At 71.7% G+C, this 11,512-nt stretch carries 11 protein-coding genes and 1 pseudogene; 10 read left to right on the top strand and 2 right to left on the bottom strand.

What is annotated here, in order from left to right:
* Positions 1 to 305 (top strand): annotated as a pseudogene (locus KVT45_RS40070) (hypothetical protein); the annotation flags it as partial.
* Between the two features lie 16 nt (positions 306 to 321).
* Here KVT45_RS40070 and KVT45_RS40065 read toward each other — a convergent pair.
* The gene (locus KVT45_RS40065; protein ID WP_217554280.1) at positions 322 to 1,065 is read right to left on the bottom strand and encodes a hypothetical protein; all 744 of its coding nucleotides are present in this window, start codon (positions 1,063 to 1,065) and stop codon (positions 322 to 324) included.
* Positions 1,066 to 1,433: 368 nt separating this feature from the next.
* On the opposite strand from KVT45_RS40065, the gene purN reads away from it, so the two are divergent.
* A complete protein-coding gene (gene purN / locus KVT45_RS40060) occupies positions 1,434 to 2,063 on the top strand; it encodes a phosphoribosylglycinamide formyltransferase (protein ID WP_217554279.1) in 630 nt (209 codons plus the stop codon).
* A complete protein-coding gene (gene purH, locus KVT45_RS40055; RefSeq protein WP_217554278.1) occupies positions 2,060 to 3,631 on the top strand; it encodes a bifunctional phosphoribosylaminoimidazolecarboxamide formyltransferase/IMP cyclohydrolase in 1,572 nt (523 codons plus the stop codon). Before purN ends, purH begins: the two co-directional genes overlap by 4 nt.
* Before the next feature lie 77 nt (positions 3,632 to 3,708).
* Here purH and KVT45_RS40050 read toward each other — a convergent pair whose 3' ends face one another.
* Positions 3,709 to 4,317, bottom strand: a complete 609-nt coding sequence (locus KVT45_RS40050) for an RDD family protein (RefSeq protein WP_217554277.1) — start codon at positions 4,315 to 4,317, stop codon at positions 3,709 to 3,711.
* 229 nt (positions 4,318 to 4,546) lie between these two features.
* Here KVT45_RS40050 and KVT45_RS40045 point away from each other — a divergent pair, with 229 nt between their 5' ends.
* The 7 genes from KVT45_RS40045 (at position 4,547) to KVT45_RS40015 (ending at position 11,462) form a co-directional block, all read left to right on the top strand.
* Positions 4,547 to 5,401: a bifunctional methylenetetrahydrofolate dehydrogenase/methenyltetrahydrofolate cyclohydrolase gene (locus KVT45_RS40045; protein ID WP_217554276.1), complete on the top strand. Its 855-nt coding sequence runs from the start codon at positions 4,547 to 4,549 to the stop codon at positions 5,399 to 5,401.
* Positions 5,391 to 5,819, top strand: a complete 429-nt coding sequence (locus KVT45_RS40040) for a DUF3017 domain-containing protein (RefSeq protein ID WP_217554275.1) — start codon at positions 5,391 to 5,393, stop codon at positions 5,817 to 5,819. Before KVT45_RS40045 ends, KVT45_RS40040 begins: the two co-directional genes overlap by 11 nt.
* Before the next feature lie 296 nt (positions 5,820 to 6,115).
* Positions 6,116 to 7,279 (top strand): sensor histidine kinase, encoded by a 1,164-nt coding sequence (locus KVT45_RS40035; RefSeq protein WP_217554274.1) that lies wholly within the window; start codon positions 6,116 to 6,118, stop codon positions 7,277 to 7,279.
* Positions 7,276 to 7,947 (top strand): response regulator transcription factor, encoded by a 672-nt coding sequence (locus KVT45_RS40030; RefSeq protein ID WP_217554273.1) that lies wholly within the window; start codon positions 7,276 to 7,278, stop codon positions 7,945 to 7,947. Before KVT45_RS40035 ends, KVT45_RS40030 begins: the two co-directional genes overlap by 4 nt.
* A 288-nt stretch (positions 7,948 to 8,235) precedes the next feature.
* Positions 8,236 to 8,706, top strand: a complete 471-nt coding sequence (locus KVT45_RS40025) for a helix-turn-helix transcriptional regulator (RefSeq protein ID WP_217554272.1) — start codon at positions 8,236 to 8,238, stop codon at positions 8,704 to 8,706.
* Positions 8,707 to 9,038: 332 nt separating this feature from the next.
* A complete protein-coding gene (locus KVT45_RS40020; protein ID WP_217554271.1) occupies positions 9,039 to 10,076 on the top strand; it encodes an XRE family transcriptional regulator in 1,038 nt (345 codons plus the stop codon).
* A gap of 396 nt (positions 10,077 to 10,472) precedes the next feature.
* Complete coding sequence (locus KVT45_RS40015) at positions 10,473 to 11,462, top strand: malate dehydrogenase (RefSeq protein ID WP_217554269.1); 990 nt, start codon at positions 10,473 to 10,475, stop codon at positions 11,460 to 11,462.
* Positions 11,463 to 11,512: the final 50 nt, after the last annotated feature.

The following is an 11,512-nucleotide window of genomic DNA, read 5'->3' as shown; positions in this document are numbered from 1 at the left end:
GGAAGCAGCAGAAGCAGCAGAAGCAGCGGAAGCGGCGGAAGCAGAGGAGCCGTACGCCGTCGGCCCCGGCCCCGGCCTCGGTGCCGACCCCGGCCCCGGCCCAGGTCGTGGTGGTCGGGCTGCTGCCCGATCAAGGCGACGGCGACACGTCCGAGAGGTACGAGGCGCTGCCGGCCGAGCCGCACGGGGTGCTGCCCGGGGACCCGCTGCCCGGACTCTGGGAGGACGAGGCGACACGCAGGGCCCGCTGGACGACGTTGCGGAAGCTGTCCGAACCGGCCGCCGAGGACACCGACGGCCCCTGACCCTTCCGGCCTTCCGTCAGCTGTTCCCGCTCCCCAGTACCCCCCGCAGCTCCTGCGGCAGCAGGTGGTCGCAGGACTGCTTGGCCTCGTTGGTGAGGGAGTCCGTGACGCAGGTGTAGTAGTCGCTGTAGACCATCTGGGCCGTGAAGTTCGCCGCCACCAGGGCCAGCGCCAGGGACGCCGTGACCAGGCCGCTGATCGCCGCCGTCGTCTGGGGACGGCCGGTGGCGGCCTCGTCGGGGGTGCGGGGCTTGGCGCGGAGCGCGCTGATGCCCCAGTAGACGGCCAGGGCACCGAGCAGCAGCGCCACGTACGGCCAGCTGAAGAGCGCGAAGAGGAAGGCCCACATGCCGGACAGCAGGGCGTACCGCGCCCGCCGCTGGGCCGGGTCGGTCGGGTCCCAGCGCATGCCGGGGCCGCCAGGCCCGCCGGGACCGCCCTGACCGCCGCCGCCCGGGCCGCCGTCGGGACGCTCGCCGAACCCGCCGGACTGCCGGCCGGGCTGGCGGTCGCTCCACTGACTGCCCCAGGGCGCCCCCTGATCGTCGTCACCGGCCGGGCGGCGCGGCCGCCAGGGCGTGTCCGGCGTGCCCTCCGGCGGCGGGGCGAAGGGGTTGTCGTCCTGCTGGTCGCCCTTCGGCCGGTCCGAGGGCGCGTCCGGCGGCGAGGCCGGCCGCTCCCGCAGCAGCACGGCAGCGCGCGTCCCTCCCTGTACCGACTGCGGGGGGAGCATGCGAAGTCCCAGGCTGCGGTCCGGCATCAAGTGAGCGTCTTCCCCTAGATCAAGATGAACAGAACAGAGCTGATGCATCGGCTGGATACGGCTACGGCTGGATACGGCTGGACAGGACGGATGGCTCCGGGTGATCGACACAGCAGCCGAAACGACTGCTTACCCCGTGAACGCGCCGTATCCCGGACGCGTTCCCGCCTCGGTACCTCCCAGACGCTACCTTCCGGCCACGCCCCCGTCCCGTGGGGGCTGCCCGGTGTGCCGGTATCGTTGCTGACGGTCGGCCGCTTCGTAGACTTCCCCGTATCCCGGGGCGCGAAGCACTCGTACGAATGTACAAAGCGGGTGCGCGTCCGGCCGCCGTACCGACGCTCCCCCGAGAAAGGGCCCCCACCGTGGCCGCCAAGCCCGTGGTCAAGCGCCTCGTCGTGCTGGTCTCCGGATCCGGCACCAACCTCCAGGCGCTCCTCGACGCGATCGCCGAGAACGGCGTCGAGGCCTACGGCGCCGAGGTCGTCGCCGTGGGCGCCGACCGTGCCGGCATCGAGGGGCTCGCGCGTGCCGAGCGGGCCGGGATCCCGACGTTCGTGACCAGGGTGAAGGACTTCGGGACCCGGGAGGAGTGGGACCGGGCGCTGGCCGACGCCGTGGCCGCCCACGAACCCGACCTCGTCGTCTCCGCCGGGTTCATGAAGATCGTCGGCAAGGAGTTCCTGGCGCGGTTCGGGGGGCGGACCGTCAACACGCACCCCGCCCTGCTGCCCAGTTTCCCCGGGGCCCACGGCGTACGGGACGCGCTCGCGTACGGCGCCAGGGTCACCGGCTGCACCGTCCACTTCGTCGACGACGGCGTCGACACCGGGCCGATCATCGCTCAGGGCGTGGTGGAGGTCCGGGACGAGGACGACGAGAGCGCTCTGCACGAGCGCATCAAGGACGTCGAGCGAAGGCTGCTCGTCGAGGTCGTGGGGCGGATCGCCCGCAACGGCTATCGCATTGAGGGACGAAAGGTAGTTATCCAGTGACCGCCACCGCCGAGAGCAACAAGCGGCCCATCCGGCGCGCGCTCGTCAGCGTCTACGACAAGACCGGGCTCGAAGAGCTCGCCCGCGGACTGCACGAGGCCGGTGTCGCGCTCGTCTCCACCGGCTCCACCGCCTCCCGTATCGCCGCCGCCGGCGTCCCCGTCACCAAGGTCGAGGAGCTCACCGGCTTCCCGGAGTGCCTGGACGGCCGGGTCAAGACCCTGCACCCCAAGGTGCACGCCGGCATCCTCGCCGACCTGCGCCTGGAGGACCACCGGCAGCAGCTGGCGGGGCTGGGCGTCGAGCCGTTCGACCTCGTCGTCGTCAACCTCTACCCGTTCCGCGAGACCGTCGCCTCCGGTGCCTCGCCCGACGAGTGCGTCGAGCAGATCGACATCGGCGGCCCGTCGATGGTGCGCGCCGCCGCCAAGAACCACCCCTCGGTCGCCGTCGTCACCAGCCCCGCCCGGTACGCCGACGTCCTCGCCGCGGTCGGCGACGGCGGCTTCGACCTCGCCACCCGCAAGCGGCTCGCCGCCGAGGCCTTCCAGCACACGGCGTCGTACGACGTGGCGGTCGCGAGCTGGTTCGCCTCCGCGTACGCGCCCGTGGACGAGTCGCAGTTCCCCGACTTCCTCGGTGCCACCTGGGAGCGCGAGAACACCCTGCGCTACGGCGAGAACCCGCACCAGCCCGCCGCCCTCTACGTCGACGCCTCCGGCGGCGGCCTCGCCAAGGCCGAGCAGCTGCACGGCAAGGAGATGTCGTACAACAACTACACGGACACGGACGCCGCGCGCCGTGCCGCGTACGACCACGACGAGCCGTGCGTCGCGATCATCAAGCACGCCAACCCCTGTGGCATCGCGGTCGGTTCGGACGTCGCCGAGGCGCACCGCAAGGCGCACGCCTGTGACCCGCTGTCGGCGTTCGGCGGGGTCATCGCCGTCAACCGGCCGGTGAGCAAGGAGATGGCCGAGCAGGTCGCGGAGATCTTCACCGAGGTCATCGTCGCGCCCGACTACGAGGAGGGGGCCCTCGAAGCCCTCGCCAAGAAGAAGAACATCCGGGTGCTGAAGGCGCCGGGCGCCCCCGCCAACCCGGTCGAGGTCAAGCCGGTCGACGGCGGTGTGCTGCTCCAGGTCACCGACCGCCTGCAGGCCGACGGCGACGACCCGGCCAACTGGACCCTCGCGACCGGCGAGGCGCTCAGCGCCGAGGAACTGGCCGAGCTCGCGTTCGCCTGGAAGGCCTGCCGGGCCGTGAAGTCCAACGCCATCCTGCTCGCCAAGGACGGCGCCTCGGTCGGCGTCGGCATGGGCCAGGTCAACCGCGTCGACTCCTGCAAACTCGCCATCGCGCGGGCCGGTGAGGAGCGGGCGCGCGGTTCCTATGCCGCGTCGGACGCCTACTTCCCGTTCCCGGACAACATCGACGTCCTGAGCGCGGCCGGGATCAAGGCGATTGTGCAGCCCGGAGGATCGATCCGGGATGAACTCGTCGTGGAGGCCGCGAAGAAGGCGGGCGTGACGATGTACTTCACCGGCACGCGGCACTTCTTCCACTGAGCCGTCGCACGGAGACCGCAAACACCAGGGCCGTGTCCCCGACGCGGGGACACGGCCCTTGGAGTACCGGCGAACGCTCAGTTGCTGCGGATCACGATCGTGCCGCAGACCTTGTCGGCGAACGTCTGGCGCTTGGAGTCCCACGCAGGCCACAGCCAGCCCAGGTAGCAGGCGAGGCTGTCCAGGATGTGCGCGATACGGCGCACGAACGCCATGCCGACGCCGATCGGCTGGCCGGTGGCCTCCTTGACCAGGCGGATGCCCAGCGCCTTCTTGCCGACCGTCTGACCGGTGCGGCCCTCCATGATCAGCTGCCAGATGGCGACGCCGAGGACGGCGAGGAGGCCGATCGCCCGGATCGCCGCGTTGTTCCTGCCGACGATCACGATGATGTACGGCACCAGGAAGACCAGACCGTCGACGACGGTGCCACCGAAGCGCTGACCCCAGTTCGCGTAGGGCGGAGTCGCGCCGTACCCCTGCTGCGGGTAGCCGTAACCGCCCTGCTGGGGATAGCCGGGCTGCTGCGGGTAGCCCGGCTGCTGGGGATAGCCGTAGCCCTGCTGCGGCGGCACGCCCTGCGGGGCCTGCTGGTAGCCGGGCTGCTGCGGGTATCCATAGCCGGGCTGACCCTGCTGCGGGTCCTGCGGCTGACCGTAGGGGTTGTTGGGCGAGCCGAAACTCATGACGCGTTTCCTCCGTTGGACCTGCGGGGACGACGCGGACAAGGACGGAGGTACGTCATGATTTGAGCGGTTTGCCCCCCACCGGACCGCGACACTGCGCCGCTCATCGTTTAGTACGGGCGTGTTGTTGTCCACCCCGATTCGCGATGTGTTGTGCAAGTGCAACATCATTGATCATGACCGCACACCCGACTGGAACCGGGAGACCGGCATCCGCGAGGATGGAGCCATGACCGCCCAGATTCTCGATGGCAAGGCCACCGCAGCCGCGATCAAGTCCGATCTGACCGCCCGCGTGGCGGCGCTGAAGGAGAAGGGCGTCACGCCCGGCCTCGGCACGATCCTCGTCGGGGACGACCCCGGCAGCCAGAAGTACGTCGCCGGCAAGCACCGCGACTGCGCGCAGGTCGGCATCGCCTCCATCCAGCGCGAACTCCCGGCCACCGCGACCCAGGAGGAGATCGAGGCGGTCGTCCGCGAGCTCAACGACGACCCCGCCTGCACCGGCTACATCGTCCAGCTCCCGCTGCCCAAGGGCATCGACGAGAACCGCATCCTGGAACTGATGGACCCGCACAAGGACGCGGACGGCCTGCACCCGATGAACCTCGGCCGGCTGGTGCTCGGCGAGCCGGCGCCGCTGCCCTGCACCCCCAACGGCGTGCTCACCCTGCTGCGCCGCCACGGCGTCGAGATCAAGGGCGCCGAGGTCGTGGTCGTCGGCCGCGGCGTGACCATCGGGCGCCCGATGCCGCTGCTGCTCACCCGGCGCAGCGAGAACGCGACGGTCACGCAGTGCCACACCGGTACGCGCGATCTCGCCTCGCATCTCAAGCGCGCCGACATCATCGTCGCCGCCGCCGGTTCCCCGCACCTGATCCGTCCCGAGGACGTCAAGCCGGGCGCGGCCGTCCTCGACGTCGGCGTCTCCCGCAACGCCGAGGGCAAGATCGTCGGCGATGTGCACCCCGGGGTCGCCGAGGTCGCCGGATGGATCTCCCCGAACCCCGGCGGTGTCGGGCCGATGACCCGGGCGGAGCTGCTCGTCAACGTGGTCGAGGCGGCGGAGCGCAGTGTCGGCTGACCGCGGGCACGAGCAGGGCGCGGGGCGCCGGACGACCCGGCGCTTTCCGCTGTTCACCCGGGACACGGCACGTCCCGAAGGGGGCGGCAGGGCCGCGTCGGGGGATCTGCCGGCGCCGGCCCGGCAGTGGCCGATGCTGGTCGTGCTGGCGGCCGTCGGGGTGGGGCTGCTGCTGACCTCGCTGGACCAGTTCCGGATCGGCGCGCTGCTGATCGGGGCGGCGCTGCTGGCCGGGGGGGTGATGCGGTGGATACTGCCGAGCGTAGGGATGCTGGCGGTCCGGTCGCGGTTCACGGACATCGTGACGTACGGGGTGCTGGGGCTGGCGATCGTGCTGCTGGCGTTGATGGCGCAGCCGAAGCCGTGGCTGGTGATCCCTTATCTGAAGGACACGCTGCATTTCACGATGAAGAGCTGAGGATTCGTCGTCGGCTGCGGGCGCGTGGGGGCTGTTCGCGCCCACGCGGCGGTAGCCGCAAATCCGGCACAGCCCCGCGCCCCTGTCGGGGCGCTCCGGCGCGGGCGCTTGAAGCTGTGACCCGCGCTTGAGAAATGGCCCGCACCTCCCCCGGTGGGTGCGGGCCTCCTCCCCCGGTTCGAAGGTAGGGATCCGGCTCCGTTCGCGAATCCCACTTTCGGTTGAACCCCCTACAACTTCCGCGGTACGTCCGGCGATTGACTCGCTCTCTGCGGGCCCCGGGCTACGCTGCGGCGATGCGACCGCGGAACCCGCCCCCACTCGCCGCCGACGCGCTGATCGCGTGCATGACGGTCGTGATGGCCGTGTTGCTGGGGCGGGAGTCGCCCACACAGGGGTGGCCGCAGCCGGACGCGCGGGCGTATGCGCTGATCGGGCTGGCGCAGCTGCCCGTCGCCCTGCGCGGGCGGTGGCCGGTCGCGGTCTTCGCCGTCATGCAGGGCGCCTCGATCGTCTACGTCAGCCTCGGCTTCTGGCCCGTGGTGTGCACCTTCGGCTCCATGCTGGCGCTGTACACGATCGCCTCGGTACGGCCGGTCCGGATCGCCGTCGGCTGCGCGGCCTGCATGACCGGCATGTGGCTGTACGCGGGGATCGTCACCGACAACTCCTCGATGCCGTCGGTCGTCATGCAGGCACTGCTGTACTGCTCGGTGCTGGTCTGGTTCGGGCATCTCGCGCAGCGGTCCGCCGTGCTCACCCGGCATCTGCGGGCCGAGCAGACCGAGCGGGCACGGCGGGCGGTCGCCGAGGAACGCGGGCGGATCGCACGGGAGTTGCACGACGTCGTCGCCCATCACATGTCGGTGATCTCCGTGCAGGCGGGGCTCGCCAGATTCGTCTTCGAGTCCGATCCGGCGAAGGCGCGCGGGGCGCTCGGCACCATCGCCGACACCAGCGGGGAGGCCCTGGACGAGCTGCGGCGCATGCTCCAGGTGCTCAGGGACGAGGATCCGCGCGCCGCCGAGCGTGCTCCCATGCCGACCCTGGCGCGGCTGGCCGAGCTCGTCGAGAGGGTGCGGGCCGGCGGACTGCCCGTCGAGTTCGTGGTCGAGGGGGACCCCCGGCCGCTGCCGCCCGGCGTGGAGCTGTGCGCCTACCGGGTCGTCCAGGAGGCGCTCACCAACGTCCTCAAGCACGCCGGCCGCGCCCACGCGCGCGTGCTGCTCCGGTACGGGCCGCACGAGCTGACCGTGTCCGTCCGCGACGACGGAGAGGGGGTGAATCCGGACAGAGTGCGAACGGGCGCCGGACATGGCTTGATTGGCATGCGGGAGCGGGCCAAGCTCTACGGCGGGACGATCACCGTCGGCCCACGCTCCGAGGGCGGCTTCGCGGTCGAGCTGACCCTGCCGACATCGGCCGCACTCGCACGGCGAGGGGACGACCGTACCGGATGACCAGAGTGCTCGTGGTCGACGACCAGTTCCTCATCCGCGCGGGCCTGGTGGGCCTGCTGGAGGCCGCCCCCGGGTTCGAGGTGGCCGGCGAGGCGGGGGACGGTGCGGAGGCGGTGCGGCTGGCCGCCGAGACCCGGCCCGACGTCGTCCTCATGGACATCCGGATGCCGGGGGTCAACGGCATCGAGGCCACCGAGCGCATTCTCGCCCAGGCGGAGGGCCCGGCACCCCGCATCCTCGTCCTCACCACCTTCGACCTCGACGAGTACGTGTACGGCGCGCTGCGCGCCGGCGCCTCCGGGTTTCTCCTCAAGGACTCCGGCCCCGAACGGCTGCTGACCGCCGTCACCGCGGTGGACGGCGGTGACGCCCTGTTCGCGCCCAGCGTCACCCGGCGCCTGGTCGAGGCCTTCGCCCACCGGCACGGCCCCGACGCCGGACCGCCGCCCGACCTCGACGTGCTGACCTCCCGCGAGGTCGAGGTCCTCAAGCTCACCGCGCGCGGGCTGTCCAACCTGGAGATCGCCGACCGCCTCTACATCAGCGAGGCGACCGTGAAGACCCACCTCAACCGCACCATGACCAAGCTCGACCTGGGCAGCCGGGCGCAGGCGGTGGTGCTGGCGTACGAGACGGGGCTGGTGACCCCGGGCGGACCGGCGAACTGACCGGCGACCCGTCCGACGGGATCTGTTCCGACGGGATCTGTCCGACGGGATCTGTCCGAAAGGCGGCCCGTCCCCTCCCCCGAGCAGGACGGACCGCCGTCTGGAATCAGCCTTCCCACCGTGCCGCGGCTGTTCAACGGCTGTCCGTCGGCGGTGGCAGAGATGTGACAGTTCCGCTACGGGCCGCCCGTACTGCCACAGCCTGCGGGAACCGTCGGGACGCCCACCGTCGTCACCCGCTCTGAACTGGCAACGAACTGGCAACGGGGCAGGCCGTGGAGGTGTGTGATGGGCGGCTGGCAGCCGCTGCCGGAGGGGCTCCCGCCGGAGGTACGGCACTTCGTGGAGCAGCTGCGGCTCCTCAAGGACGACACCGGCCTCAGCCTGGTCGCGCTGGGCGCCCGCACCGCCTACAGCAAATCCTCCTGGCAGCGCTATCTCAACGCCGTGCAGCCGCCGCCCCGCCAGGCTGTCGTCGGGCTGTGCCGGGTCGCCGGCCTGGCCGATGCCGACGCCGAACGGCACGCCGTGCGCTGGGAGCTGGCCGTCCAGGCCTGGCCGCGCCCGGCGACCACGCCGGACCGCCCGGAGGGCGCGGGGGAGGCGGAGGGGTACGAGGACGATCCGACCCTCCCGTGGTGGGACCGGCCGGAGCCGGAGCCGGCCTCGCGCCCGCACGGCCGACTGCTGCTGTACGCGGTCCTGTTGCTGCTCGTGCTGCTCCTGGTGGCGGTCGTCGGTGCCGTGGCTCTCGGGTGAGCTGTGCGCCCTGTGGCCTGCGAGGTCACGGCTGGATGACCGGTGTGTCGATGTGTTGACAAGTTCGCGGATATGTCACGAAGCCGACTCACAGCCGGGCTAACGTGTCCAATCTGGACGAGTCAGCGGCCCGTTGGACCGTACGGCGGTCGGCGTGCAACGGTGCATGCCGGACGGGTCGATGCTCCTGTGCGCCCCCTGCTCGGGGACTGTCCGCCGGGGCCGCCGCATCCCGGTGGGTAGCCAGAACGGGGACCCGGCGCGGGGGCACCGCGCATGGGGAAACGCGGGGGAAGACACGGCACCGAACCGGGGGAAAGAGGGGGGAAGCAATGCCTCGTTGGAAAGCCCTGCCGGATGAACTCGATCCGCAGGTCAAGGAGTTCGCGACCCAGCTGCGGCGGCTCGTGGACCGCGGCGGGTTGAGCGTCGCGGCGCTGTCCGACCGCACCGGCTACGCCAAGACGTCCTGGGAGCGCTATCTCAACGGCCGTCTGCTGGCGCCCAAGGGCGCGGTCGTCGCGCTCGCCGAGGTCACCGACACCGATCCCGTCCATCTCACGACCATGTGGGAGCTGGCCGAACGGGCCTGGAGCCGTTCGGAGATGCGCCACGACATGACCATGGAGGCGATCCGGATCTCCCAGGCGCGGGCCGCGCTGGGGGAGTTCGGGGCGCCGCCGGCCACGTCCGCGACCACCGCCGCCGGCGGCAAGGCGCCGCGCCGGGCGGGCAGCGCCGTGGCGATGCCGGGGATCGCCGGGCCGGCGGGCGTCTCGCCCACCATCCCGCCCCAGCCGACGGCGCCCGACGCGAACCGCCGGGAGGGCACGGGTTCCCGCGGCCCGGCCACGCCCCCGGCCCCGCCCGGCGGCGGCCGGCGGCGGCTGACGATGTTCCTCGCCGGGGTCGTCGGCGTGGTCGTGGTCATCGCGGCGGTCCTCTTCCTCACCGGAGGCGACGGCGGCGGGAAGAAGAACCAGGGCAACGGCTCCTCGGCCACCCCCTCCACCGGCACCAGCAGCGATCTCCCGGCCGGGGTGAAGTGCGCGGGCGCCGGGTGCACCGGCAAGGACGCGGAGGCCATGGGGTGCAGCGGCGACCTCGTGACCACCGCCAAGACCGTCGCGGTCGGCGCGACCACCCTGGAGGTCCGCTACAGCAGGACCTGCGGCGCCGCGTGGGGCCGTATCACCGGGGCCGCCCAGGGTGACGCGGTCCGGGTCACAGCCGGGACCACCACGGAGCGCGGCTCCATCACGGCCACCGGCGACACGATCGCGTACACGCCGATGGTGGCGGTGCGGGACGCGGCACAGGCGAAGGCGTGCGCGACGCTGGCTTCGGGGCAGCAGGGGTGCACGACGTAGACCCAGAACAGCCCGTCCGGCGTTTGAGGACGAGGCCGAAGGCCGACAGCGGGGGCCGGGGGGCAGCCCCCGGCCCCCGCAGCAACGCCGGCCGGCGAAGAAACCGGCGGCACACAGGAATGCCGGCCTCTTTCCTGGGCACGCGAGGTGTATCCCCCCACGGGAGTCCGGAAACCGGTACCCCCGAGTGGCGGCCGTCCTGTCTCACCTCTCCCGGACAGGCGGCCGCCTCTTTTGTGGGGTGAGCCACACCGACCCCTCGACCTCCGGCATCCTTGATGCGCGATAGCCTGACCGGTGGATCTCTTGATACCAAGAGATCGATCATTTGTACGTCCGCACCCCAGGGCACCCAGGGCAAGGACGCCCACCGCCAGCTGTCATACGGAGAACGCCATGACCCGCACTCCCGTGAACGTCACCGTCACCGGCGCGGCCGGCCAGATCGGTTACGCCCTGCTCTTCCGCATCGCCTCCGGCCAGCTGCTCGGCGCGGACGTGCCGGTCCGGCTCCGCCTCCTGGAGATCACCCCCGCGCTCAAGGCCGCCGAGGGCACCGCCATGGAGCTCGACGACTGCGCCTTCCCGCTCCTGGCGGGCATCGACATCTCCGACGACCCGAACGTCGCCTTCGACGGTGCCAACGTCGCCCTCCTGGTCGGCGCCCGCCCCCGCACCAAGGGCATGGAGCGCGGTGACCTCCTGGAGGCCAACGGCGGCATCTTCAAGCCGCAGGGCAAGGCCATCAACGACCACGCCGCGGACGACATCAAGGTTCTGGTCGTCGGCAACCCGGCCAACACCAACGCGCTGATCGCCCAGGCCGCAGCGCCGGACGTACCGGCCGAGCGCTTCACCGCGATGACCCGCCTCGACCACAACCGCGCGCTGACCCAGCTCGCGAAGAAGACGGGCTCGACGGTCGCCGACATCAAGCGGCTCACCATCTGGGGCAACCACTCCGCCACCCAGTACCCCGACATCTTCCACGCCACCGTCGCCGGCAAGAACGCCGCCGAGGTCGTCAACGACGAGAAGTGGCTGGCCGAGGAGTTCATCCCGACCGTCGCCAAGCGCGGCGCGGCCATCATCGAGGCCCGCGGCGCCTCCTCCGCGGCCTCCGCCGCCAACGCCGCCGTCGACCACGTCCACACCTGGGTCAACGGCACCGCCGACGGCGACTGGACCTCCATGGGCATCCCGTCGGACGGCTCCTACGGCGTCCCGGAGGGCCTGATCTCCTCCTTCCCGGTCACCACCAAGGACGGCGTCTACGAGATCGTCCAGGGCCTGGAGATCAGCGAGTTCTCCCGCGCCCGCATCGACGCGTCGGTGCAGGAGCTGGCGGAGGAGCGCGACGCGGTCCGTGCCCTCGGCCTCATCTGAGCCTCCCGCACCCCACGGGCCCCGCTCCGGACTCCTCCGGAACGGGGCCC

The sequence above is a fragment of the Streptomyces sp. GbtcB6 genome (assembly GCF_019091475.1).
Lineage (GTDB): Bacteria > Actinomycetota > Actinomycetes > Streptomycetales > Streptomycetaceae > Streptomyces > Streptomyces hyaluromycini.
This window is presented reverse-complemented; position numbering and strand designations above follow the sequence as displayed.

Excerpts from the sequence above, each read along its gene's own strand:
- KVT45_RS40065 (WP_217554280.1), bottom strand. The coding sequence starts at position 1,065 with ATGCCGGACCGCAGCCTGGGACTTCGCATGCTCCCCCCGCAGTCGGTA.
- KVT45_RS40025 (WP_217554272.1), top strand. The coding sequence starts at position 8,236 with ATGGGCGGCTGGCAGCCGCTGCCGGAGGGGCTCCCGCCGGAGGTACGG.
- KVT45_RS40050 (WP_217554277.1), bottom strand. The coding sequence starts at position 4,317 with ATGAGTTTCGGCTCGCCCAACAACCCCTACGGTCAGCCGCAGGACCCG.
- KVT45_RS40045 (WP_217554276.1), top strand. The coding sequence starts at position 4,547 with ATGACCGCCCAGATTCTCGATGGCAAGGCCACCGCAGCCGCGATCAAG.
- KVT45_RS40020 (WP_217554271.1), top strand. The coding sequence starts at position 9,039 with ATGCCTCGTTGGAAAGCCCTGCCGGATGAACTCGATCCGCAGGTCAAG.
- KVT45_RS40015 (WP_217554269.1), top strand. The coding sequence starts at position 10,473 with ATGACCCGCACTCCCGTGAACGTCACCGTCACCGGCGCGGCCGGCCAG.
- KVT45_RS40035 (WP_217554274.1), top strand. The coding sequence starts at position 6,116 with ATGCGACCGCGGAACCCGCCCCCACTCGCCGCCGACGCGCTGATCGCG.
- KVT45_RS40030 (WP_217554273.1), top strand. The coding sequence starts at position 7,276 with ATGACCAGAGTGCTCGTGGTCGACGACCAGTTCCTCATCCGCGCGGGC.